This window comes from Pseudarthrobacter sulfonivorans, from assembly GCF_024391045.1.
In the GTDB taxonomy this organism is placed as follows: Bacteria; Actinomycetota; Actinomycetes; order Actinomycetales; family Micrococcaceae; genus Arthrobacter; species Arthrobacter sulfonivorans_B.
The window spans coordinates 62,399-85,944 of the sequence record NZ_JANFCZ010000001.1 but is presented as its reverse complement, the minus strand read 5'-3'; the positions used below and the strand labels follow the sequence as shown (position 1 = coordinate 85,944).

General features: G+C 66.3%; 22 protein-coding genes and 1 pseudogene. 9 read left to right on the top strand and 14 right to left on the bottom strand.

Annotated elements, in window-relative coordinates:
* The first annotated feature begins 23 nt into the window (after positions 1 to 23).
* Positions 24 to 2,183, top strand: a complete 2,160-nt coding sequence (locus NQJ30_RS00380) for a putative bifunctional diguanylate cyclase/phosphodiesterase (protein ID WP_255767735.1) — start codon at positions 24 to 26, stop codon at positions 2,181 to 2,183.
* Here the strand turns inward: NQJ30_RS00380 and NQJ30_RS00375 are convergent.
* Positions 2,180 to 2,764 (bottom strand): hypothetical protein, encoded by a 585-nt coding sequence (locus tag NQJ30_RS00375; RefSeq protein ID WP_255767729.1) that lies wholly within the window; start codon positions 2,762 to 2,764, stop codon positions 2,180 to 2,182. The two genes, NQJ30_RS00380 and NQJ30_RS00375, sit on opposite strands and share 4 nt — an antisense overlap.
* A gap of 221 nt (positions 2,765 to 2,985) precedes the next feature.
* Here NQJ30_RS00375 and NQJ30_RS00370 point away from each other — a divergent pair, with 221 nt between their 5' ends.
* A complete protein-coding gene (locus NQJ30_RS00370; RefSeq protein ID WP_255767728.1) occupies positions 2,986 to 3,537 on the top strand; it encodes a dihydrofolate reductase family protein in 552 nt (183 codons plus the stop codon).
* Positions 3,538 to 3,550: 13 nt separating this feature from the next.
* Here NQJ30_RS00370 and NQJ30_RS00365 read toward each other — a convergent pair whose 3' ends face one another.
* On the bottom strand, positions 3,551 to 4,963 hold the full coding sequence (locus NQJ30_RS00365; protein WP_255767726.1) for an aminotransferase-like domain-containing protein: 1,413 nt from the start codon (positions 4,961 to 4,963) through the stop codon (positions 3,551 to 3,553).
* Here NQJ30_RS00365 and NQJ30_RS00360 point away from each other — a divergent pair.
* A complete protein-coding gene (locus NQJ30_RS00360; protein ID WP_255767723.1) occupies positions 4,962 to 5,933 on the top strand; it encodes a DMT family transporter in 972 nt (323 codons plus the stop codon). The two genes, NQJ30_RS00365 and NQJ30_RS00360, sit on opposite strands and share 2 nt — an antisense overlap.
* A 4-nt stretch (positions 5,934 to 5,937) precedes the next feature.
* Positions 5,938 to 6,498: pseudogene (locus NQJ30_RS00355) on the top strand (FMN-binding negative transcriptional regulator).
* An 87-nt stretch (positions 6,499 to 6,585) separates the two neighbouring features.
* Here the strand turns inward: NQJ30_RS00355 and NQJ30_RS00350 are convergent.
* Positions 6,586 to 7,407, bottom strand: coding sequence for an SDR family NAD(P)-dependent oxidoreductase (locus tag NQJ30_RS00350; protein WP_255767721.1), 822 nt, complete (start codon positions 7,405 to 7,407; stop codon positions 6,586 to 6,588).
* 163 nt (positions 7,408 to 7,570) lie between these two features.
* Between NQJ30_RS00350 and NQJ30_RS00345 the strand changes: the two genes are divergently transcribed.
* The gene (locus NQJ30_RS00345; RefSeq protein ID WP_255767717.1) at positions 7,571 to 7,933 is read left to right on the top strand and encodes a TfoX/Sxy family protein; all 363 of its coding nucleotides are present in this window, start codon (positions 7,571 to 7,573) and stop codon (positions 7,931 to 7,933) included.
* Positions 7,934 to 7,935: 2 nt separating this feature from the next.
* On the top strand, positions 7,936 to 9,204 hold the full coding sequence (locus tag NQJ30_RS00340) for a flavin-containing monooxygenase (protein ID WP_255767715.1): 1,269 nt from the start codon (positions 7,936 to 7,938) through the stop codon (positions 9,202 to 9,204).
* Here the strand turns inward: NQJ30_RS00340 and NQJ30_RS00335 are convergent.
* Complete coding sequence (locus NQJ30_RS00335; RefSeq protein WP_255767714.1) at positions 9,201 to 9,731, bottom strand: gluconokinase; 531 nt, start codon at positions 9,729 to 9,731, stop codon at positions 9,201 to 9,203. The genes NQJ30_RS00340 and NQJ30_RS00335 overlap by 4 nt on opposite strands.
* Positions 9,732 to 9,866: 135 nt before the next feature.
* Between NQJ30_RS00335 and NQJ30_RS00330 the strand changes: the two genes are divergently transcribed.
* Together NQJ30_RS00330 and ctaD are read left to right on the top strand one after the other, a co-directional pair.
* On the top strand, positions 9,867 to 10,601 hold the full coding sequence (locus tag NQJ30_RS00330; RefSeq protein ID WP_255767713.1) for a FadR/GntR family transcriptional regulator: 735 nt from the start codon (positions 9,867 to 9,869) through the stop codon (positions 10,599 to 10,601).
* 126 nt (positions 10,602 to 10,727) lie between these two features.
* The gene (ctaD, locus tag NQJ30_RS00325; protein WP_255767710.1) at positions 10,728 to 12,482 is read left to right on the top strand and encodes an aa3-type cytochrome oxidase subunit I; all 1,755 of its coding nucleotides are present in this window, start codon (positions 10,728 to 10,730) and stop codon (positions 12,480 to 12,482) included.
* A 108-nt stretch (positions 12,483 to 12,590) separates the two neighbouring features.
* Here ctaD and NQJ30_RS00320 read toward each other — a convergent pair whose 3' ends face one another.
* Entirely contained in the window at positions 12,591 to 12,794 is a 204-nt protein-coding gene (locus NQJ30_RS00320; RefSeq protein ID WP_066274236.1) for a cold-shock protein, read from the bottom strand.
* Between the two features lie 277 nt (positions 12,795 to 13,071).
* Between NQJ30_RS00320 and NQJ30_RS00315 the strand changes: the two genes are divergently transcribed.
* Positions 13,072 to 13,857: an alpha/beta fold hydrolase gene (locus tag NQJ30_RS00315; protein WP_255767709.1), complete on the top strand. Its 786-nt coding sequence runs from the start codon at positions 13,072 to 13,074 to the stop codon at positions 13,855 to 13,857.
* A 17-nt stretch (positions 13,858 to 13,874) separates the two neighbouring features.
* Here NQJ30_RS00315 and mgtA read toward each other — a convergent pair whose 3' ends face one another.
* The 9 genes from mgtA to NQJ30_RS00270 all read right to left on the bottom strand — a co-directional run bounded on the left by mgtA (position 13,875) and on the right by NQJ30_RS00270 (position 23,543).
* Entirely contained in the window at positions 13,875 to 16,619 is a 2,745-nt protein-coding gene (mgtA, locus tag NQJ30_RS00310) for a magnesium-translocating P-type ATPase (RefSeq protein WP_255767705.1), read from the bottom strand.
* A 109-nt stretch (positions 16,620 to 16,728) separates the two neighbouring features.
* Positions 16,729 to 17,658: an urea transporter gene (locus NQJ30_RS00305; protein WP_255767703.1), complete on the bottom strand. Its 930-nt coding sequence runs from the start codon at positions 17,656 to 17,658 to the stop codon at positions 16,729 to 16,731.
* On the bottom strand, positions 17,655 to 18,689 hold the full coding sequence (locus NQJ30_RS00300; RefSeq protein WP_255767700.1) for a HoxN/HupN/NixA family nickel/cobalt transporter: 1,035 nt from the start codon (positions 18,687 to 18,689) through the stop codon (positions 17,655 to 17,657). The genes NQJ30_RS00305 and NQJ30_RS00300 overlap by 4 nt, the downstream gene beginning before the upstream one ends.
* The gene (locus NQJ30_RS00295; RefSeq protein ID WP_308215140.1) at positions 18,689 to 19,648 is read right to left on the bottom strand and encodes an urease accessory protein UreD; all 960 of its coding nucleotides are present in this window, start codon (positions 19,646 to 19,648) and stop codon (positions 18,689 to 18,691) included. Before NQJ30_RS00295 ends, NQJ30_RS00300 begins: the two co-directional genes overlap by 1 nt.
* A complete protein-coding gene (gene ureG / locus NQJ30_RS00290; protein ID WP_255767697.1) occupies positions 19,645 to 20,262 on the bottom strand; it encodes an urease accessory protein UreG in 618 nt (205 codons plus the stop codon). Before ureG ends, NQJ30_RS00295 begins: the two co-directional genes overlap by 4 nt.
* A 28-nt stretch (positions 20,263 to 20,290) precedes the next feature.
* Positions 20,291 to 20,962 carry an urease accessory protein UreF gene (locus tag NQJ30_RS00285; protein ID WP_255767696.1) on the bottom strand — a complete coding sequence of 224 codons (672 nt, stop codon included), beginning with the start codon at positions 20,960 to 20,962 and terminating at the stop codon, positions 20,291 to 20,293.
* A complete protein-coding gene (ureE, locus tag NQJ30_RS00280; RefSeq protein ID WP_255767694.1) occupies positions 20,952 to 21,434 on the bottom strand; it encodes an urease accessory protein UreE in 483 nt (160 codons plus the stop codon). The genes NQJ30_RS00285 and ureE overlap by 11 nt, the downstream gene beginning before the upstream one ends.
* A 10-nt stretch (positions 21,435 to 21,444) precedes the next feature.
* The gene (gene ureC, locus NQJ30_RS00275) at positions 21,445 to 23,217 is read right to left on the bottom strand and encodes an urease subunit alpha (protein WP_255767692.1); all 1,773 of its coding nucleotides are present in this window, start codon (positions 23,215 to 23,217) and stop codon (positions 21,445 to 21,447) included.
* On the bottom strand, positions 23,214 to 23,543 hold the full coding sequence (locus NQJ30_RS00270) for an urease subunit beta (protein WP_255767686.1): 330 nt from the start codon (positions 23,541 to 23,543) through the stop codon (positions 23,214 to 23,216). The genes ureC and NQJ30_RS00270 overlap by 4 nt, the downstream gene beginning before the upstream one ends.
* Between the last annotated feature and the right edge of the window lie 3 nt (positions 23,544 to 23,546).

Sequence of the window (23,546 nt, the reverse complement as noted above, 5' to 3'; positions counted from 1 at the left end):
GATGTGCGTGGGGGTGGTTGCGCATGGGGGGAACCAGGCGGCAGAACAGGGATCTAGCGGAACCGTTTTTTGGTGCGATCCTTGACGCGAGTCCGGATGCCCTCCTGGCGCTGGACACAGACGGCATCATCCGGCTCGCGAACACCGCGTCCAGCAGGCTGTTTGGTTACTCGCGCGAGGAGCTGGTTGGCAGCGAACACGCGTTGCTGCTCTCCGGACCGTCCGGGACCGCGGCCCGGCAGTTGCTCGACGACCTGCAGGCAGAGCCCGGCCTGCCGCTGCCGCCGCGCGAGGTGCGGATGCTGCACCGCGACGGCACGGCCTTCGCCGCCGAAATGGCCGGCTCCCTGATCGACGACGCCGGCCCGCGCCTTCTGCTGTTGTCTTACCGCAGCACCTCCCACCGGAAGCCTGCGGACGCAGAACTTCGGGAGGCAATGTCCCTGCTGACGGCCACGCTGCAGTCCACGGCTGACGGGATCCTCGTCATCGGCGCCGATGGCAAGATTGCCGGGCTCAACGACCAGTTCCTCAAGATGTGGGGCATACCGCCCGAGCATCTGGAGGCCGGCACAGACGAACCTGCCATGCAGGTGGTCCTGGCCCAGGTGAAGGATCCTGAGGATTTTCTGGCCCGGGTGGCTGAACTGACGCAGAATCCGACAGCGGAAAGCCACGACGTGGTGGACTTCCTGGACGGCCGGACCTTTGAACGGTACTCCCGGCCGCAGCGGGTAGGCAGCAGGGTGGTGGGCCGGGTCTGGAGCTTCCGGGACGTGACCCCGCGCCGGCAGGCCCAGGAACTGGCGCAGCAGGCACAGGAACAGGCGCAGGCCGCCCTCCGGGAGCTCGCGTTCCAGGCGGAGAAGCTGCGGGCCATGGCGTTCACGGACCCGCTGACCGGCCTGGCGAACCGGGCGGTCTTCAACAACGAGCTGCTCTCCGCCCTGACGGAGCCGCGGCTCAAGTCCGTGGATGTGTTCCTGATAGACCTTGACGATTTCAAGGAGGTCAATGACATTCTTGGCCACCATGCCGGCGACGTCATGCTGGTGGAAGTTGCCCGCCGGCTCCGGGGCTGCGTGCCCACCGCGGATGTGGTGGCCAGGCTTGGCGGCGACGAGTTTGTGGTCCTCCTGACCGCCTGCCCCAATGCGGAGGCCATCGCCGAGTGCATTGTCCGCTGCCTGCACGTGCCGTTCTCCCTGGAGGGCACCATGCTGCGCCCCAGCCTGAGCCTGGGGCTCGCTTCCATAGGCAGACACCCCAAGGGCGCCTCGGAGCTCCTGCGCGAGGCCGATATCGCCATGTATGCGGCCAAGGCGGCGGGCAAGAACCGGTTCCTCCGGTTCCATCCGGACATGATGACGGCCCTTGTTAAGCGGACGGACCTGGAAGCCGGCCTCCAGCTTTCGGTAGCCCGCGGCGAGATTTCCGTGGAATTTCAGCCCATCGTGTCGCCGCGGATGGGACGTGTGGTCAAGTTTGAGGCATTGGCGCGATGGGACCGTGGCTGCCAGCGCGTCCCACCCGCACTTTTCATCCCCCTGGCCGAACGCAGCGGCCTCATCAACGAACTCGGCGGCGTGGTGATGGCGCTCAGCCTGAAGCACTTGGCGTCGTGGCTGCGCGAGGACCCGTCACGGTCCTTGTCCATGAACGTTTCCGGGGTGCAACTGCAGGAAGCCGACTTCGCCGAAAGTGTTCTGCGTCTGGCGGAAGAATATGGTGTGGGGGCCTACCAGCTGGTGCTCGAGGTCACCGAAAGTGTGTTCTTCGATGCGGACTGCAACGTGATCAAACAGCTCAGCCGCCTGCGGGCAGCCGGCGCCCGCGTTGCACTGGATGATTTCGGGACCGGCTACTCGTCGCTGGGACGGTTGCAGGAGTTGCCGGTGGACATCATCAAGATCGACAAGACCTTTGTCTCCATGGTGCGCACCGGCAACGAGCGCCTGCCCATCCTCAGTTCCATGATCAACATGGCCCACAGCCTGGGGCTGACCGTAACGGCTGAGGGCATCGAAACCGAGGAACAGGCGAACTACCTGATCGCGCTTGAATGTGATTCCCTGCAGGGTTATCTGTTCTCGCATCCGGAGCCGGCCGGCCGGTTCGAGAGTGCGCTGCAGAATGCCGGGGACGCCCTCGACGCCTTGTCGAGCCGGTCCCGCCTTGCCTAAGCGGCGGTTTTGCGCTGCTTGGGCTGGTTCTGCTGCTTGCCGGCGGGCTGACGCGTGGCCGGCTGCTGAATGGCGGGCCGGTGGGTTGCGGGCTGCTGCTGGACGGGCTGCGTAGCCGCGGACTGCCGTGGCGTCTCGTGGGCGGCCTGCCCTGGTGCTTCGGGAGCGGCGTGCTCAGCCGCATCGTGCTCCGTGTCTGTGACCTCATCCTGAGACGCTGACGGATCCGTCGTGTCCGCCTGTCCGGCTTCGTACTGGGCCGCGTCGTGCTCCGCCGCGTCGTACCCAGCCGCCTCGTCGTACTCCGCCCCGTCATACTCCGCAGTGTCGGCCTGCGCGTACAGGCGGTTGCGGCGCCAGCGGCGGATCAGGTCCACGGCAGCGATGATGCCCGCCAACGGTGTCAGGACAGCCGCACCGTAGACAAACAGCATCCAGGTCAGGGTGGCCATGGGGGGCTGGTTGTTGTGCAGCAGGGAGAGCCCGCCGAACATGGCTATGGTCCAGAACAGGACTACGGCCGTCAGCACGGCTGCTGCCGGGAAATACTGGTTGCTCACGATTTTCTTCAGGGTTTCCACGCACTTCCTCCTGCCTGGCCGGGGCGCAGCGCTAGGCCGCATAGAGACAAGTATGGGCCTGCCGGGCCGTGGATTCGTGCAACACGCAGGCAGCGGTGACGAACATAACTTGCCCGGCGGCCGGCTGGCGCTCTTCCCCAACGGGCGGGCCACAGAATAGCGTGGACCTGTCCGGCGCATCCGCCGGCCCGCACGGCAGTCAGAACCCTTTGGAGGTCCTCATGCGCAAAGTCACGTCCGGCCTGTTCCACTCTGTTGACGGAGTGGTGTCAGAACCCAATCTTTGGCAGTTCGATAGCTTCGACGAAGACATGGGCAAGGCCTTGACCGGTGTGATCGAACGCGTGGACACCGTGGTGCTGGGACGCGTGAGCTACCAGGAGTGGGCCGGCTATTGGCCCACCGCGTCCGCCGACCAGGACTTCGCCGGCTTCATCAACAACGTGGAGAAGTTCGTAGCCTCCCGGACGCTGACCGAGCCGCTGGAGTGGCAGAACTCCAGCCTGATCCAGGGTCCGCTCGAGGACTTCGTGGCCGAACTCAAACAGGGCGACGGCGGCGAGATCGCCGTCATGGGCAGCATCTCGGTGGTGCGTGAACTGCTGTTCGCCGGGCTTCTGGACGAGCTCACCCTCATGACACACCCCGTGGTGGCCGGCAGCGGCCGGCACCTGTTTGAAGCCGGCGATCCCACCACGCGGCTCAGCCTGACGGACCAGTACCGCACCACCAAAGGCAACATCGTCAGCACGTACAGCCTGCTCGGCGAGTAGCGCCAGTGCCCGATTAGCCCCCGTTCCGCGCCAGCATCTGACTGATGATCCGGGCGCCCTCGGGGAAGGCTCCGGGATTCGCGCCTGAGTAGTTGAGCCGGATGAAGGGGCCAGCAGGCTCGGCCGGGAACCATTCCCGCCCGGCGGCAATGATCACCCCGGCGGTCTCACAGTCGCGGGCCAGCCTGTCCAGGTCCGTCGCGTCCGGAAGGCGCGCCCAGAGGTTGAGCCCGCCTTTGGGGACCTGTTCGATGTGAGCCTGGGGGACGTGGTCGCGCAGGCTGGTGACCAGCAGATCGCGACGGGACTGGAGTTGGTGGCGGAGGCTGCGAAGGTGCGTCTGCCACGCGGGCTGCGTCACGACGTCGAGCGCTGCCGCCTGGAGCAGCCCACTGACATACATGGACTCCGCAGCACGGTCCGCCAAGATGCGCTCGCGGGCGGGTCCGCGCGCGATCACCGCTGCGATGCGGATGGCCGGGGAAACACTCTTGGTCAGCGACCGCAGGTAGACCACATGTCCGGAGTCGTCGCGGGAGGCCAGTGGCATCGGGTTGGAGGTAATGCCGAAGTCGTGGGCCCAGTCGTCCTCCACAAGGAAAGCGCCCTTCGAGCGCATCACACCCAGGACCTCCTCGCCGCGTTCAGCGGACCATTGCGCGCCGGTGGGGTTGGCGTAGTTGGGCTGCGCATAGAAGAGCCGAGCGCCGGTTTCATCGAACGCCCGGGCCAGTTCCGCCGGGTCGGGCCCTTCGGGGCCGCTGGGCACCGGGACAACCTGCACACCGGCCTGCACCGCGGCCAGGATGGCGCCCCAATAGGTGGGTGATTCCATCAGCAGCGGCCGCCCGCTGCCCGCAAGCGCGGTGAAGATCGAGCTAAGGCCACTTTGGCTGCCCGGAAGTACGACGACGTCACTCGGGTTCGGTGGCGTGGTCCCCGCCGGCGTGGACGCACCGAGTTCATGGGCGAACCACGACTGCAGTTCCGGCAGGCCGGCCGCCGGTGGCCGGAACAGGGTCGAGTCGCCGCGGGCCGCGCGGGTGAGGGCGGCGCGCACCAGCCGTTCCGGCAAGAGTTCACGTGCCGGGTAACCGGAATGGAAGGCGATAGCGTCATTCGGCACATCCCGCATGGTGCCGGAAACGGATGGTAGCGATGCCTGTGGCGATCGCAGGGCGGCAGTCTGCCAGCCGTAGTCCGACGGGCGCGCGGTCCGAACAGCGCGGACGAAGGTCCCAACACCGGGCCTGCTCTCGATAAGGCCCTGAGCGGTGAGGGTCTGCAGCGCCTTTTGCACCGTGACGGGACTGGCGTGGTATTTGGCCACGAGCGACCTGGTGGAAGGCAGTTTCGCACCAGGCACTGCGGCGGCGATCCAAGCTTTCAGATGCACCGCGATCCGCGAACTGCTATCGTTGTTCATGAGAAATAACAGTAGCGCTACTGTGCGTTTTCGACCAGTGGTACCGTCCCCTTCGGCTCCCGGGCTCTGGTGGGGCCTCCTCGGAATAGCCGCGTTCTCCTTCACTGTCCCCTTCACCAGGCTGGCCGTCGGCGCACTCTCGCCGTTGTTCATCGGGTCCGGCCGGGCGGTGGTTGCCGCTATCCTCGCCGCCGCAGCCCTTGCACTTACCCGGCAGCGGCTGCCCCATCGCGCTCTGTGGGGGCGGTTGGCACTCGTGGCGGGCGGCGTCGTCGTCGGCTTTCCCCTCCTCACCTCCTTTGCCCTCACCACCACCCCGGCAAGCCACGGCGCGGTGGTGATCGCGCTGCTTCCCGCGGCGACCGCGACGGCGGCAGTCCTCCGCGGGCGCGAACGTCCCCCGCTGGCGTTCTGGCTCATCACCGGTCTGGGAGCGTTGGCGGCCATCGGCTTCGCCTCCATGCAATCCGGCGGTTTCGGGCAGCTGCACTGGGCCGATGTGCTGCTGCTGGGAGCGGTGGTGGCCGCTGCCATCGGCTACGCGGAAGGTGGTCTGCTGGCCCGCGAGCTTGGCGCATGGCAGACCGTATCCTGGGCGCTGGTGCTGGCATGGCCGCTCATGCTGTTCCTGACCATGCTGTCCGTTGCCCAGCAACCCCCGTCCGCTACCCCCGGCCAGTGGGCAGCGTTCGCCTACCTCGGCGTGATCAGCATGTTTCTGGGCTTCTTCGCCTGGTACCGCGGGCTGGCGATCGGACCCATGGCGCAGGTCAGCCAGATTCAGCTCGTCCAGCCGGTGCTGAGCATCTGCTGGGCGGGCCTCCTACTGGGCGAGACCCTGACCTGGGCCACGATCGTCGGGGGCGTCGCCGTGATCCTGTGTGCCGGCGCCGCTGTGCGGGTGCGTCACAGGCCAGCGCCTGCTCTGGCCACCCGCTCCGCATCCTCGCTCCAGGCCCTAGGGGATTAGCACCATGTACATTCCAGCCCACTTCGCAGCCGGTCCGGACGCCGTCCGGGACCTCCTCACCCAGCCACAAGCGGCCAACCTGGTCACCATGACCTCAGAGGGTCTGCTCGCCACGCTGCTGCCGTTTGTCTATGACCCGTCCGTGGGCGAACACGGCGCCCTGCACGCGCACGTGGCCCGGAACAACCGGCAGTGGTCCGAAGCCGTGATCGGGGAGGCGCTCGCCATCATTCAGGGAACGGACGCGTATATTTCGCCGTCCTGGTACGCATCGAAGGCCGAGAATAGACACGTGGTGCCCACATGGAACTAGTCGACGGCGCACGTGTACGGCACCCTGGGAGTCCACGACGATCCGGAGTGGCTCGGCGATCATGTCAGGCAGCTCTCCGCTGTCAACGAGGCCGGCTTTGATCAACCATGGAGCGTGGACGATGCGCCGGCGCCCTTCATTTCCGGCCAGTTGCGCGCCATCGTGGGGCTTTGCGCCCGGGGCCATACGGAAGCCGCGGGCGCCGTCGGGGGTGCCCGGCCTGCGCCCAAGCTCCCCGGCCCAATTAAGTAGCAGTGGTGTCGTTTTGAGGGCCCACAACGACATGTGCTGCTAGTTAGTTGGGCCCGTAACGCGCCGGCGGACCGGCGCTGCCAGGACTCAGCGGGCGGCCACGAGCGCTTCGCTGGCCTCCCACAGGCCCTGCGCCAGCTCGGCGTCGTACGCCTGGGCGTTGGCTTTGGCGAGGGCGCGCTTGTAGTAATAGGCGCCGGAGACCCAGTCGGTGCCGGCCGTGCCGTTGATGAGCCAGAGCATGGTGTCGGCGCCCTGGTCCGGGGTGAGCATAAAGCGGTTGAGCAGCGTCTTGTACGCGTGCCGCATGGGGCTGGTGGAGTCCGCCGCGAAATTGGTGCGGACCACGCCCGGGTGGAACGCCGCCGTCGTAATTCCCTGCTCGCCGAAGCGGCGGTGCAACTCGGACGTGAAGAGGATGTTGGCGAGCTTGGCTGTGCCGTAGGCACGGTTGGTGGAGTAGCTGTGCTCGGCGTTGAGGTCGAAGAGGTCGATCTTGCCGAAGTTGTTGGCACCGCTGGAGGTGTTGATGACCTTGGCGCTGCTGGCGGTCAGGACGTCAATGAGCTCGGTGGTGAGCAGGAACGGGGCCAGGTGGTTGATTTGGAACGTGGATTCGTTGCCGTCCACCGTCAGATGGTGCTTGCCCATGATGCCGCCCGCGTTGTTGGCCAGGACGTCGATCCGTTCGTAGTTGTCCCGCAGCTGCGCGGCGAGCTCGCGGACCTGGGCGAGCTCGGCGAAGTCACTCACGAAGTAATCTGCGTTGAGTTCCTTGGCGAGCGCGCGCGTCTTCGCTTCAGAACGCCCGACGACGACCACCCGGTCGCCTGCTCCGGCCAGTGTCCGTGCGGCTGCCGCGCCAATGCCGTCGCTGGCGCCGGTGATCACGATGGTGCGAGGAGTCAAGGGGTGTCCTTTGGTCGGGGTGGTGCGCTCGGGTGGAACACGCTGCCGTTGGCACAACGACGGCGGGGCGGTCCGTGTTCCCGGTGGCCTGTACCGGCTGTCCCCGCGGGCATATCCTGCACTCAGATCCTCCGTAAATTCCGCCGACTGAAAGAGGACCAGCATGGACATGCCCAAGGCAACCGCTGAGGACAAGGAGCGGTTCCGCGCCGTGGTGCCGGGGCACCCGGATGTGACCATCAAACCGATGTTCGGCAACCTTGGCGCCTTCGTCAACGGCAACATGTTTGCCGGGCTGTTCGGGCCCACCATCGGCGTCAAGCTCGCCGCGGAAGACAAACAGGAACTTGAGGGCTCGGAGCGGACCGTTCCGTTCGGGCCGCCGGAGCGGCCGATGGGCGGCTACACCGGGCTGCCGGAGGTATGGAACGCCGAGGGTGACGGCGACGACGCGCGGGCACGGGCCTGGGTGGAGAAGGCCTACACCCACGTGTCGGCGCTCCCGCCGAAGGCAGCCAAGAAGTAGCCATGTCCTCCAACGCAGGCACGCCCCGCGAGGTGGACACGCTCGTGATCGGCGCCGGCCAGGCCGGACTTGCCATGAGTTATTGGCTCACGCACCACGGCGTGGAGCATGTGCTTCTGGAGCGGCGCGGCACGCTGGGCGGTGCCTGGCTGGACCGGTGGGACTCGTTCTGCCTGAACACGCCCAACTTCGCACTCAGTCTTCCCGGACTGCCCTATGAAGGGAACGACCCGGACGGATTCCTTCCCCGGGACGCCGCCGTCGGATACTTCAGGAACTATGCGGCCAGGATTGCGGCGCCCGTCCAGCAGGACACGGAAGTCACGCGGGTGGCCCGGGACGGGAACCGCTTCACGGTGGAGACGGCTCAGGGTGCGTGGTCTGCCCGGAACGTTGTTCTGGCGAACGGCGCTTTCCAGGAGCCCCGCGTCCCTCCGGTGGCCCGAAACATTCCGCCTCATGTCCTTCAACTGCACAGTCACAATTACCGCAATCCGGGGCAACTACCCGCCGGTGCCGTGCTGGTGGTGGGGACCGGCCAGTCCGGCGGGCAGATCACGGAGGATCTGCTGGCTGCCGGCCGTGAGGTGCACCTCTCGGTTGGCACGTGCCCGGAAGCGCCGCGGCGGTACCGGGGCCAGGATGTGTTCCATTGGCTCCTGCAGGTCAACCTGCACGGCCCGGAACATGGCATCAACGGCCTGATGGTGGACCACCTCCCGTCGCCCGCCGCGCGCTTCGCCTGCAACCCGCTGCTGTCCGGTAACGACGGCGGCCACAGCATCCATCTGCGGGATCTGGGACGCCGGGGCGTGCGGCTGCACGGGCGCCTGGAAGCGGCCGACGGCGGCGACCTCCTGTTCAGCGACGACCTCCCCGAGCGCCTCGCGATGGTGGAGGCCGGGTTCGGGCAACGCCTCAAGCTGCTGGCGGACTCCTACATCGCCGCCGCCGGCATCCAGGCGCCGGAGCCGGAAGCGCCGGCGCCGGACAGCTGGCTCCCCGAACAGGCGGGCGCCCGCCTGAGCCTGGGCGCGGACAACGTCACCTCGGTCATCTGGGCCACCGGGTACAGGCTGGACAACAGCTTTCTGGACATGCCTGTGCTGGATGAATGGAATTTTCCGCGTCACAGGAGAGGCGTCACCGAGGTGCCCGGGCTGTACGCCGTGGGGCTGCCCTGGCTCACCCGGCACATGTCTGCGACCCTTCCCGGCGTGGGCCCGGACGCGGAGTTCATTGCCGGACACATCGCCGGCGGCAGCGGTTAGGGTTGCGCCGAAGCCGTGAGCGCTGCAACCACGGCCTGGACCAGTTCGTCAGGGGTCCGCGAAATGTCCAGGCGCATGCTCCCGGCCGCCAGTTCCGCCTCGCTCAGCGGTTCAAGCGTTGCCAGCTGGCTGGGCAGGAGCGCCGGCGGCATGAAGTGGCCCGCCCGCCCCTGCATGCGTTCGCCGATCAGTCGGGCGTCGCCGTCCAGATGCATAAAAAGCACCCGGCCGCGGGCAGCGGAAAGCAGGCGGCGGTAGGTCTGCTTGAGGGCGGAGCAGGTCAGGACGGTGCTCTTGCCGGCGGCGGCCTGGGTGCTCATCCAGTCCTGGATTTCCTGGAGCCAGGGCCAGCGGTCCCCGTCCTGCAGCGGAATGCCCCGGCTCATCTTCTCGATGTTGGCCTGGGGATGAAATTCATCCGCCTCCGCACAGGCCCAGCCAAGCTGCCCGGACAGGGCGGCGGCGACGGTGGACTTGCCCGTTCCGGAAACTCCCATGACCACCAGGTGCGTGGGGGGATTCTGCATGTGGGCCTCCGAATTGGCTTGACTGGGTAGAAAGGTATCACCATTAGGTTGGTAAGATACTACCTTCTACGGGTGCCCGCTCATCCCTTTATTTCGCGCCGGGTTCACTCACTGCGCCACACGACGGGGGACATTATGAAAATCGCCAGTGGCCACGGACTGGAGGACACGGACGACGACGGCGGAAAGCCTGCGCCCACCGGCCGCGTTTTGGAGTCGGTTGGCGTTGCCATCGCCTCCGGGAGCCTTCCGCCGGGCAGCCGGCTCACCTTGGAGGGGATACAGCAGGAACACGGCGTGTCCCGGACGGTGGCCCGCGACACCATGAAGGTCCTCGAGTCCATGAACATGGTCTATTCGCGGCGCCGCGTGGGCATCGTGGTGCAGGAGCGCAGGTTGTGGAACGTCTTTGACCCGAAGCTCGTCCGGTGGCGGCTCGCTTCCGGAACGCGCGAGGTCCAGTACGGCAGCCTCACCGAGCTGCGCATCGCCGTCGAACCCATTGCCGCTGCGGGGGCCGCCCGCCGGGCCAGCGCCGCCGAACGCGCCCGGCTGGTGGAGCTGGCATCAGAGCTCCGGCGTCTGGGCCAAGCCGGTGACCTTGAACGGTTCCTGGCCGCAGACATCGAGTTTCACTGCCTCCTGCTGCGCAGTTGCGGCAATGAAATGTTCATGGCGCTCGAAGGCATGGTGGCCGAGGTCCTGACCAGCCGCACCCGGCAGGGGCTGATGCCGTTCAAACCCCGGGACCACGTTTTGACGGCGCACGAGGATGTGGCCGCCGCCGTGGCCGGCGGGGACACGGCCGGCGCCGAAACCGCCATGCACCACATCCTGGACGAGGTCCGGACCGCCATGGGCCTGGACTGATATCCCCCCACCGGCGGCGGAGCCGGGCACAGCCTCTTCCCGCTCCCCTGATTCCTGAGTAGCCTGCAATTAGGGCTCGTGCAGGGGGCCCACCAGTGCCGGGCAGAAGTATCTGGAAGGTGAAAAATGGCCATCACCGGACAATCACGAATCGGGACCGCCGGAACGGCAGTCCCTGACGCAGTACCCCGGCGCAAAGGCGCCATGGTGGTCCGCTGGATCACGTCCACGGACCACAAGATCATCGGCTTTATGTACCTGATCTCATCCTTTGTGTTCTTCTGCCTCGCCGGCGTGATGGCGCTGTTGATCCGTGCTGAGCTGTTCGAACCGGGCATGCAGATTCTGCAGACCAAAGAGCAGTACAACCAGTTGTTCACCATGCACGGCACCATGATGCTGCTGATGTTCGCCACTCCGCTGTTTGCCGGCTTTGCGAACGTGATCATGCCGCTGCAGATCGGCGCGCCGGACGTTGCCTTCCCGCGCTTGAATGCCCTGGCATTCTGGTTCTTCCTCTTCGGCTCCACCATCGCCGTTTCGGGGTTTATCACTCCGCAGGGTGCCGCGTCCTTCGGCTGGTTTGCGTACGCGCCCTTGCATAACACCACCTTCAGCCCCGGCATCGGCGGTGACCTGTGGGTCTTTGGCCTGGCGCTGTCCGGTTTCGGCACCATCCTGGGTGCGGTCAACTTCATCACCACCATCATCTGCATGCGTGCTCCCGGCATGACCATGTGGCGGATGCCCATCTTCACGTGGAACATCCTGGTGACGTCCATCCTGGTTCTGATGGCTTTCCCGCCACTGGCCGCTGCCCTGTTTGCCATGGGTGCGGACCGTCGGTTCGGCGCCCACATCTACGACCCCGAGAACGGCGGCGCGATCCTGTGGCAGCACCTCTTCTGGTTCTTTGGCCACCCCGAGGTGTACATCATTGCGATCCCGTTCTTCGGCATCGTCTCGGAAATCTTCCCGGTCTTCAGCCGCAAACCGATCTTCGGCTACAAGGGCCTGGTCTACGCCACCATCGCCATTGCCGCACTGTCCGTGACCGTGTGGGCCCACCACATGTACGTCACCGGCTCGGTACTGCTGCCGTTCTTCGCGTTCATGACCATGCTGATCGCGGTGCCCACCGGGGTGAAGTTCTTCAACTGGATCGGCACCATGTGGCGGGGGTCCCTGACCTTCGAAGCGCCCATGCTGTGGAGCATCGGCTTCCTGGTCACGTTCCTCTTCGGCGGCCTGACCGGCATCATCCTGGCCTCCCCGCCGCTGGACTTCCACGTCTCGGACACCTACTTCGTGGTGGCACACTTCCACTACGTGGTCTTCGGCACCGTGGTGTTCGCGATGTTCGCCGGCTTCTACTTCTGGTGGCCGAAGTGGACGGGCAAGATGCTCAACGAGCGTCTCGGCAAGATCCACTTCTGGATGCTGTTCCTGGGCTTCCACGGAACGTTCCTGATCCAGCACTGGCTGGGCGTCGAGGGCATGCCGCGCCGCTATGCCGACTACCTGGTAGAGGACAACTTCACGTGGATGAACCAGTTCTCCACCATTTCCTCGTACCTGCTGGGTGCCTCGATGATTCCGTTCTTCTGGAACGTTTACATCACCTGGCGCAGCAACGACAAGGTTGAAGTGGACGACCCCTGGGGCTTCGGCGCCTCACTGGAATGGGCCACGTCCTGCCCGCCGCCGCGCCACAACTTCACGTCCCTGCCGCGGATCCGCTCGGAACGCCCAGCCCTGGACCTGCACCACCCGGAGTTGGCCATCCGCGACCATGACACCACGCACAGTCCGGCGGCCGCAGCCCTGGGCGCTGCCGAGATCGGCAGCAAGGACGTCCGCAATCCAGACCCCGGCCACTGACTGCGGGAGATGTCCACGGCATGCGGGGGTTAACAAAAATCAGGGCCGGTCAGAAGACCGGCCCTGATTTGAAATATGAAACCCTAAGGCCCCAGAATCTCTAAGGAATTAGAGGGACTGGATGTTTACGGCCTGGGGACCCTTGGGGCCCTGCTCGGTTTCGAAGGAGACCTTCTGGTTCTCTTCGAGGGAGCGGAAGCCGGAGGAAGCGATCGCAGAGTAGTGTGCGAAAACGTCCTGTGAGGAGTCATCGGGGGAAATGAAGCCGAAGCCCTTTTCAGCGTTAAACCATTTGACGGTACCAGTAGCCATTATTTTTGTCCTTCGTGAAGGTGGAGGAAAAGTCCCGACTTTCGGGTCCTCCGGTGTGGGGTGTTCAAAACCGCTACTTCAGAAGAACGCGGACTTTCGACCGCGCGTACTGCCTGAACTACCAACTGCATAAACACAACAACAGGATCAACACTACAGGAGATTCCGGGCGTTATTTACCAACAGCAACGAATGGCGGTGCGGGGCCAGGCAAATATCCGGCGCGATGTACCGGAAGCCCCATGCCGAATTCCGGCCACCGGCGTAGCATCCTGCCATGGGACCAATTCGGGTTATCTTGCTTCCCGGGAGCGTGCTCCCCGCCGAACCCGCCTACGGTGCGCTGATCCGGGCGCTGGGGCCGCACGTCGAGGCGGTGGCCAAGGACCTGGAGCTGTACGCCGGCGACGCTCCCCCGCAGGGCTGGAGCCTGGACACCGAGATCGACGGCGTGCTGCGCGAGGCCGATGCCCGCGGGTGGCAGACCTTCCATCTGGTGGGCTACTCCGGTGGCGGCGCGGCGGCCCTGGCGTTCGCCGCCAAACACCCCGACCGGCTGCTGAGCCTGGGACTGCTGGAACCGGCCTGGGCCGGTGACTGGGACTGGAGCCCCGCGCACGCGCAGCTCTGGAAGCAGTACGAGCAGCTGGAAACCCTCCCGCCGGAGCAGTTCATGGCCGCCTTCATGAGGCTGGGAGTTAAGCCCGACGTCGTCCTCCCGCCGCCGCCTGATCCCCCGCCGCCGTGGATGGCCAAGCGGCCCGCGGGCATCAGGGCGTTCCTGCAGACCTTCAAAACCTATGACCTGGACCGGGCACGTCTGGCTGCGTTCCGCCAGCCGGTTTTCTTCGCCCTCGGCGGCCTCAGCAACCCGGACGACCACGGCGAAGTTGCCACCCGGCTCTCCCGGGTCTTCTTCCCGGACTTCCACGTTGAAGTGTTCCCGCACCGGCACCATTTCGACCCGCCGCACCGGATCGAACCGGAGCGTCTGGCTGGGTTGCTCAAGCGGCACTGGGAGCAGGCGGAAACGGCGTTTCAACCGCAACACGGGGTCACTTAACGGCCTTGAAACGGGGATTATCGGGCGGCAAATGACCCAGCGTTGGCGGGCCGTGGTGGACGGGGCAGGCCCAGGCGCCGGTGCCGCGGCGCGGCCACCGGAACCGGGGCGCTGAAGCGGAAGGCGCGGCGGGCGATGTGGTGGTTCTCCGGACGCCGGCGGACCACGATGGGTCCTGCAGGAAGCGCCTGCGCGTCCCGGGCAAAGAACCAGGCCTTGGCGCCTTCCACCAGGACCAGGTAGACCACGATCATGCCCAGCAGTGCCAGGAAGAACGGGACCGGAAGCGGGTCGAAGCCCAGCACGCCGGCCAAGGGTGAGAGCGGCAGGTAGATTCCCAGCGCCACCACGCCCAGCGAGGCAACCAGGAGGCCGACGGACGGGCGGCTGCGCAGGAACGGCACCCGCCGGGTCCGGATGGCGAAGATGATCAGCGTCTGGGTGGCGATGGATTCGATGAACCAGCCGGCCCGGAACTCCCCCGGCACGGCATTGAACACAAACAGCATCAGGGCGAACGTGGCGAAGTCGAACAGCGAGCTGATGGGCCCGAACAGGAACATGAACCGCCGGATGAACGCGATGTTCCAGTGCGACGGCGCCCGCAGCTGCTCTTTGTCCACGCGGTCGCCAGGGATGGCGAGCTGGCCGGAGTCGTAGAGCAGGTTGTTGAGCAGGATCTGGCCGGGCAGCATGGGCAGGAAGCTCAGCACCACCGAGGCGGTGGCGGCGCTGAACATGTTGCCGAAGTTGCTGGACGTGCCCATCAGGACGTACTTGATGGTGTTCGCAAAGATCCGCCGGCCCTCGCGCACGCCTTCGGCCAGGACGCCGAGGTCCTTGTCCAGGAGCACGACGTCGGCAGCGTCCTTCGCGACGTCGGTGGCACTGTCCACGGAGATGCCGATGTCCGCCTTGTGCAGTGCCAGGGCGTCGTTGACGCCGTCGCCCATGAAGCCCACGGCACCGCCGCTTTGGCGCAGCAGCCTGATGATGCGCGCCTTCTGTTCGGGCGAAACACGGGCGAAGATGGTGGCGGTCCGGGCCGCGGTGGTGAGTTCGGCGTCGGACATTGCTTCAACGTCCGCGCCGGTCAGCGTGCCGCCGGAGACCACACCCAGGTCGGCACAGACCCGTTCGGCCACCTTGGCGTTGTCCCCCGTGGCAATTTTGACGGTGATCCCCAGCGCCGCCAGCTCATCCAGGGACGCCCTGGCGTTGGCTTTGGGCCGGTCCAGGAAGATCAGGAACCCGGCCAGCGTCAGGCCGCGCTCGTCGTCCGCGGTCAGCGCGCTGAGTCCCGCCGCGGGACGGGTGGCCACCGCCACCACGCGGGAGCCGGCGTCGAACTGTTCATCCAGCAGCGCCTGCACGGCGGGGGAAGTTGGCCCGCAGAGGGCCAGGACATCCTCGGGGGCACCTTTGGTGACCAGTTGCGCGGGGCCGCCGGCCTCCCGGATCAGCACGGTGGTGCGGCGCCGCTGGTGGTCGAAGTCCACCAGGTCCAGGCGCTCGAAGCGGGCCGGGTCAAAACCGGCCGCGCCGGGGCTGTCCCAGAGGGCGGCGTCCAGCGGGTTCTGCCCCGCGGAGGAGAGTTTCGCTTCGGTGTAGTCGGCCTCGGTGGCCAGCAAGCCCAGGGTGAGCAGGCCGTCGTCGGAGGTTTCCGGGGCGACCGGAAGCGCGCTCGTGAAGCTGATCCGCCCCTCCGTCAGGGTGCCGGTTTTGTCCGTGACCAGGATGTCCATGTCCCCGAGGTCCTCGATGCAGACCAGCCGTTTGACCAGCACCTTCCGCTTGGCCAGCTGCCGCGTGCCGGTGGCCAGGGACGTGCTGACGACGGCGGGGAGCAGCTGAGGTGTGATGCCCACGGCGATGGCCAGGGAGAACAGCAGGGATTCCAGGAGCGGGCGCTGGAGGAGCAGGTTGGCGATGAAGATCAGCGACGTGAGCCCGACCGCCACCTGCAGCAGAAGGAAGGAGAACCGTTTGAGCCCGAGCTGGAATTCGGTCTGCGCCTGCCGTTCGCCCAGGCCGAGCGCGATCCGGCCGAATTCGGCGCGCCCGCCGGTGGCCACCACCACGCCGGTGCAGCCGCCGGACTGGATCACGGTGCCCATGAACACGCAGGAGGAGAGGTCCGCCAGGGAGGCGCCGGCCTGGACCGGCGCCGCGTCCTTCGCCGCGGGCAGGGACTCCCCCGTGAGGATGCTTTCGTCGCAGAGGAGGTTCTTGGTGCTGAGGAGCCTAAGATCGGCGGGGATGATGGCGCCGAGGGAGAGATGGACGACGTCGCCGGGCACCAGGGCGGTGACGTCCACTTCGCGGGTGGTTCCCGCAGTGTTCGCGCCCGCGGTCCCGCCGCGGAGCACTACGGCGCGGTGGCTGACGCGGGAATGCAGGGCTTCGGAGGCCCGCTCGGCCCGGAACTCGTTGGTGAAGCCGAGGCCCACACTGACCAGCAGGATCACGCCGATCACGATCGAGTTGGTGGCGTCGCCCAGGAACAGGGACAGCCCGGCGGTGATCAGGAGCAGGATCAGAATGGGGCTGGCGAGCTGGCGGCCCAGGACCGCCCAGCCGTTGGCGCGGTGGGTCCGGACGGCGTTGGGGCCAAGGGCCTCCAGCCGCGAGGCGGCCTCCTCGTCAGAGAGGCCTTCCGGACCGGAGCCGAGGCGGCCCAGGACCTCCGCCGCGGTCAGCGAGGCGGCATCGGTGATGGGAAGCTGGAGGGAGGTCCGCTCCTGGACGTTAAGCTCTGGCATACGGATCCGTTCGGACACGTCGATGGTGGGAAAGCCGGTTTACGGCTAAGGGTACGACGCCAAGCTGGACATCCGTTGCTTGAGCCCGTCACACCCGGTGTCGCTATGGTCACGTGTGGTAGCTGAATCCGGGAAGGTGGTGGAGCACCACCAGCATGAGCCAAGTGGCCAGGATAAAGGGCCATGTGTAAACAGGCAGTGCCGTCAGTCCCATCAGCCAGGCAAGCACCGATGAAACGACCACGCCCACGACGGCGGCAATCCACGGTTGCCATGTGCCGCGCACGAAGACCACAGCCAGGGCGATGGCGGTCAGGACTCCAGAGTAGCCGAGGAGTCCGTGGGCCACGGCCTGCACATCGGAACCTGTGGCAAGATCCATCAATGCCTCCATACCACTGCCCAGGAGTGCCGCGGCTCCCACCTTCCAATGGGCGATGAACAATCCAACGAGGATGACGGCGCCCGCAATGGATGAGTCCACCAGCACCACTTCTGAAATGTTGTTCAGGATGGCCTGGCCCACGTTGGCCAGTATGTTTTCGGGCACTTCGCCCAGGTCCGTGTGCGGGCCGTGCAGGGGTGCGTGCACGGCGAAGAGAACCCCGGCCACGATGCAGAACGGCGCAGTGGTCACCGGGAGTGAGTACTTCCGGCTGGACGGGTGGTAGAACAGCCACGCCAGTGCGACGGTGACCGGACCGCAGGCCAGCCCGCCGGCGACGGCAAACGCGGCGGCCGGCCAGGTGAAGCCGAGCGCCGAGAACTGGGCGGCGCCCACCAGGGCCCCGCAGTAGCCGTGCAGGCCGTCGCCCAGCTCGCCGAGCCGGCGCCGGAGCAGCACACCGCTGAGGGTTGAGCACAGCAGCCCAATAACCGCCAGCAAAGCCATCCTCCAGTTCGCGATGGCGAACCCGGCCAGCACCGCCAGACCCGTCCAGACGTTGGCCTGGAAGAAGATTTGGCTGAGGCCGCGGGTGGTGGCAGCAAACCAGTTGAGGTTGCGGACGGTTGCCCGGCGCATAAAGACGGAAGTCATGTGGCACGCCGCCGGCCCAGCAGGAACGCAACAAACCACACGGCGCCAAACAGGGCAACCAGACCCAGTCCTGCCTCACCGAGGTCGATCCCGGCCAGCCAGGTGATGGCGGGCTGGTCCAAACCCGCCGCCCTGACCAGCCCGCCCAGTGTGATGGCTGCAACGAACAGTGCGGAGAGCGCCGACAGTCCCGTGATGACGGCGTTGAACCCCAACCGGCGCTGCGGGTGTTCGATGGCTGACTTGTACAAACGCAGCATGGCGATCCCGTTCACGGAGTCACACAGGGTCATGGCTGCCGCGAAGGCCAGCGGAATTGTCATCAGGGCAATCGGGGAAACGCCGGCGAGTGTGGCAGCGGTGGTCATGACCAGCAGGCCGATGGTGGTGGCCGTATCGAACCCCAGCCCGAACAGGAAACCGATCACGTAAATGTTCCGCGGGCGCTCCACCTTGGCCAGCGGTTTGGCCAAAAGCCGCGCCATGAACCCTTTGGGCTCCAGGTCTTCCTGGCGGATGTTCCCTCCCCTAGCAGCCTTTCGGTAGGCCCGGGCTGCCGTGATGAAGGCCGAGCCGTTGAAGATGCCCATGAACATCAGGAAGAGCCCGGACACCGCGCTGCCGATCAGCCCCAGTAACAGGTTGCCGGAGCTGCCGCCATCCATCAGCTCCCCCGCCAGGGAAGCGCCGGACACCACCAGCAGCCCCGCCAGGACCACCACGGAGCTGTGGCCGAGGCTGAAGGCAAACCCCACGCTGACGGGGTCTTTGTGCTGTGCCACGAATCTACGGGTGGAGTTGTCGATCGCGGAGACGTGGTCCCAGTCGTAGCTGTGTTTGACTCCGGCCAGGTAGGCGGTGAGGACCAGTCCCAGGGCGAGTGGCCGGGCTGTGGCGGTGCCGATCACCAGGAGTACGACGGCGGCGCAGTGGAGCAGGATGACGGCACCGGCCACAACAAGCACCCGGGTCCTCGCCGGCAACTGGTCGCGCTGACGGTACAGAACGGCAACATCGCCCAGTGTGGTCATCAGTACTTCCTGAGGTTCAGGGGCGCCTGCCCGTACCAGCGTCTGCGCAGCAGGCCGGTGCAGGCCTGCAGGAGGTGGTTGAGTTCCCCGGTGCTGCGGGAGAGGGAGCGCAGGATGAGTCCCGCCGTCCCGGCGGTGTGGGCGGTCAGGGACACGCCGGTGTGGGCGTCGTATGCCGCGGTCAGCGCGTGGAGTTCATCCGCCAGTGCCTGGTCCACGCGGGGATCCACCACCATCAGCGAGCCCAGATGACTGAAGCCTTCCATGAACCCCATCCCGGTGACATCGCCCAGCGGGGGCCGGATGAGCAGGTTGTCCAGTGCGAGCATCTGCGCGCCATCGTCTCCGCACACATAAATCTCGTTCCGTAGCCGGAGTTCCTCGTACTTGAAGGCGGACCCGTCGGGTGACCAGCCGGGGGTCACCACTTCAGCCATGATCAGGCTCGACGTCGGGCAGACGGTCACATGGGTGCGTTGCCGGTAGCTCGCCTCGCGGTAGGCAATGAGCTGGTCCGGCGCCAGCTCCAGCCGCGCGTTGTCCCCCAGCCGCAGGGCCATCCGCTGCTCGGCGAAGGAGCCCGGCGTGCGGTAGATCTTGGTGGCCGACTGCGTGGTCAAAAGCAGCGCAGCCCCGGCCTGCACCTCCACATCAACAAGGAACAGATCGGCCCCCAAATACGCCCCGCCAGGGTTCACCATGACGTAGCAAACCTGCCCGGAGTCATCGAGGTAGTGCGGCCGCAGTATTCGCAACGCGCCCTCATGAAATTGGTGGGAAGCAACGGACCTGCCGCCACGCTCACTGATGACCAGCTCAAGCACCCCGCGAGGTGAACCAGGAGCAGAGGTAGCGGAACCGGATGTTAGGGGCCGCGGCGTGGCGGGCACCGCGGAGCGGGCACGGCCCCTAACATCCGGTGTAGCCGCCGGAGGACTCACGGACGCCGCCGTGCTCATGAGGCCAAATCGAGCATCAGGACGTCGCGCCGGATCCACTCGATGACCTTGTCCAGCCCTTCGTCGGTTTTGAGGTTGGTGAAGCAGAACGGCTTGTCCCCGCGGAATTCCTTGGAGTCCCGTTCCATGACGGACAGGTCGGCGCCGACGTGGGGCGCGAGGTCGGTCTTGTTGATGATGAACAGATCGGACTTGATCATGCCCTGGCCGGCCTTCCGGGGGATCTTCTCGCCCTGGGCCACGTCGATGATGTAAATGGAGAAGTCGACCAGTTCGGGGCTGAAGGTGGCGGAAAGGTTGTCGCCGCCGGACTCGACGAAGATGACCTGGAGATCGGGGTGCCGTGCCTTGAGTTCCTTGATGGCCGCCGTGTTCATGGAGGTGTCTTCGCGGATGGCCGTGTGCGGGCAGCCGCCGGTTTCGACGCCGATGATCCGGTCCTCGGGCAGGATCCCGTTCGCGGCCAGGATTTTGGCGTCCTCGATGGTGTAGATGTCGTTGGTGATGGCGGCCATGGAGATCTCGCCGCTCATGTGCCGGGTCAGTCGCTCCACGAGCTGGGTTTTACCGGCACCCACCGGACCGCCGATGCCGATGATGATGGGTTCAGTCATGATGTCCTCCTCAGTCGCAATGCAACAGTTAGCTCATGAACATGCGGGCACGCTGACGCTCGTGCCGCATCTGCGAAATTTCCAGCCCGGGGGTCATCGCCCCAAAGTCGTCCGGCGTCAGGTGCCCGATCCGCTCAACGGCGGCAGCGACGTCGTCGGCCGCCCTCCCGAGCAGCCGCTGCCCGGCGTTCTGGCCCAGCGGGATGGCGCGCACCGCGTTCTGCGCCAGCGAGGTGACGGCGGCGAACAGGTACGCGGGGAGCGCCTCCGCCAGGGGCACACCCAGCGAACGGGCGACGACGGCGAACGCCAGCGGCTGGTGGCCGGCGGCGCGGCCGGTGGTCACCAGGTGCTGGTAGCCTGCCAGGTCGGCCGACGGGAAGACCTGGGCGCCGATCTCCAGCAGCCTGCCGCCCATCGTGATGCTGGCCTCGCGCACCTGCCGGGGCAGGAGCTGCGCCGTGAGCAAAGGATCCAGCTCCCCGACGGGGACCCCGTCATAGAGGAGGCGGACGGCCATCCCGTCGGAGTAGGTCAGCTGCTGCCCGATGAAGGCCGCGAGCCAGCGCCCGAAGGAATCGGCGTCGTGGATCAGCCCGCGCTCGATGTAAGTCTCGAACCCGAGCGAGTGCGCGAACGCCCCGGTGGGAAGCGCGGAGTCCGTCAGCTGCTGGAGCGCGAGCTGGTGGCTAGTGCGCATGCTCGGCATGGCGGAAAGGAACAGGCATGACCCGTTCCTGCCGGTCGTAGGGAACGCCGACGTGCTTCAGGTAATCCTCCACAGTGTGGTCAAAGGCGCACACCATCACCTCGGCCCCGTACTCCGAGGACGCGTCGAAGAACTGGGCCTGCAGGTGCCGGTTGCCCAGCGAATGCGCCACCACCCCCATTTCATGGATGGACCGCGGTGCGATGACCAGGACATCCGTGGGCAGGACGGACACCACAATCATGTTGGTGTCCGCCACGTCCAGGATGTCCCCGTCCCGCAGGTCCGCCGAACCTGCCGGGAGGCGGATGCCGATTTCCTTGCCATGGTCGGTGGTGACCCGCTGGATCCGCTTGACCAGGTCCGTGCTGGGCAGGACCACCTTCTCCCGGTGCAGGCCCGCGTACTCCCCCGCATCCGGCGGCAGCTCGTGCAGGTTGCCCAAGACCTTTTCGACAATCACGGAGCCGCCCCTAGAACAGGAAGTAGCGCTGGGCCATGGATAGCTCGTCGGACGGCTCGCAGGTGACATCCTCGCCGTCCACCGTCACCTTGTACGTCTCCGGGTCCACCTCGATGTCCGGCGTCGCATTGTTGTACTTCAGGTCCGCCTTGGTCAGCGAGCGGATGCCCGAAACCGGGCGGATGACCCGCTCCAGCCCCAGTTCTTCCGGCACGCCGGCCTCGATCGCGGCCTTGGACATGAACGTTATGGAGGACTTCTGCAGCGCCTTGCCAAAGGTCGCGAACATGGGCCGCATGGTGCGCGGCTGCGGCGTGGGGATGGAGCCGTTGGAATCGCCCATCACCGCGTACGCAACCTGGCCGCCCTTGAGCACGATGCCGGGCTTGACGCCGAAGAACGCCGGGTCCCAGAGCACCAGGTCCGCGAACTTGCCCTCTTCCACCGAGCCGATGGAGTCCGCCATCCCCTGCGCGATGGCCGGGTTGATGGTGTACTTCGCGATGTAGCGCTTGATCCGGAAGTTATCGCTCTCCGCCCCCGCACCGTTCGGTGCACCGTGCTCACCGGCTGCGCTTTCCCCCCGCGGGTCCTTCAGTACGCCGCGCTGCCGCTTCATCTTGTCCGCCAACTGCCAGGTGCGGGTCACCATTTCGCCCACGCGGCCCATGGCCTGGGAGTCGGAGGACGTGATGGCGAAAATGCCCATGTCCTGCAGGACATCCTCCGCGGCGATGGTCTCCGCGCGGATACGGGAGTCGGCGAAGGCGACATCCTCCGGGATGGCCGGGCTGAGGTGGTGGGCCACCATCAGCATGTCCAGGTGCTCCTCGACGGTATTGCGCGTGTAAGGCAGCGTGGGGTTGGTGGATGCCGGCAGGACATTGGGCAGGCCGGCGATCTTGATGATGTCCGGCGCGTGGCCGCCGCCGGCCCCTTCGGTATGGAAGGTGTGGATCACCCTGCCGTCAATGGCGCGGATGGTGTCCTCCACAAAGCCGCACTCATTGAGGGTGTCGGTGTGGATGGCCACCTGGACGTCGTACTCGTCGGCCACTTTCAGGGAGTTGTCAATGGAGGAGGTGGTGGCACCCCAGTCCTCGTGGACCTTGAGCCCCACCGCGCCGGCGCGGACCTGTTCGGCCAGCGGCTCGGTGGCGGACGCGTGGCCCTTCCCGAACACCCCGATGTTGATGGGGAGCCCTTCCACGGCCTGCAGCAGGCGCTGGATGTGCCACTTGCCCGGGGTGACGGTGGTGGCCTTGCTGCCTTCGGCCGGGCCCGTGCCGCCGCCCACCATGGTGGTGATCCCGTTACACAGCGCGGTGGGGACCTGGTCCGGGGAGATGTAGTGGATGTGGGTGTCGATGCCGCCGGCGGTGAGGATCCGCCGCTCGCCGGCGATGATTTCGGTGCTGGCCCCGATGACGATATCCACCCCGTCCGAGATCTGCGGGTTGCCGGCCTTGCCGATCTTGAAGATGTGACCGTCCTTGAGGGCGACGTCGGCCTTGTAGATGCCGGTGTAGTCGACGATGATCGCGTTGGTGATCACAGTGTCCGGCACTCCGTCGCCGGAACCAGAACCGTCCCTGGTCACCTGCCCGTTCTGGCCCATGCCGGCACGGATTACCTTGCCGCCGCCGAACACCACTTCCTCGCCGTAGACGGTCAGGTCCTTCTCGATCTCAAGGAACAGCTCAGTGTCGGCCAGGCGGATCGCATCGCCCGTGGTGGGGCCGTACAGGTCCGCGTACTGCCTGCGGGAAATGTCAAAGCTCATTTGTCTGCTCCTTCGGCCTGGGTGAGTGGACCGTTCACGGCGTTGCTCAATCCGTAGACCTCGCGGCTGCCCGCCAGTTCGATCAGCCTGACGTGTTTGCTGTCCCCCGGCTCGAACCTCGCGGCCGTCCCGGCGGGGATATCCAAACGCCGCCCGTAGGCCGCCTTCCGATCAAAGGACAACGCCTGGTTGGCCTCCGCAAAGTGGTAGTGCGAGCCCACCTGGACGGGGCGATCGCCCGTGTTGGTCACCTCGACATCGATGGCCTCGCGGCCCGCGTTGATGGTCAGTGGTTCGGACGTGAGGACGTATTCTCCTGGAATCATGGC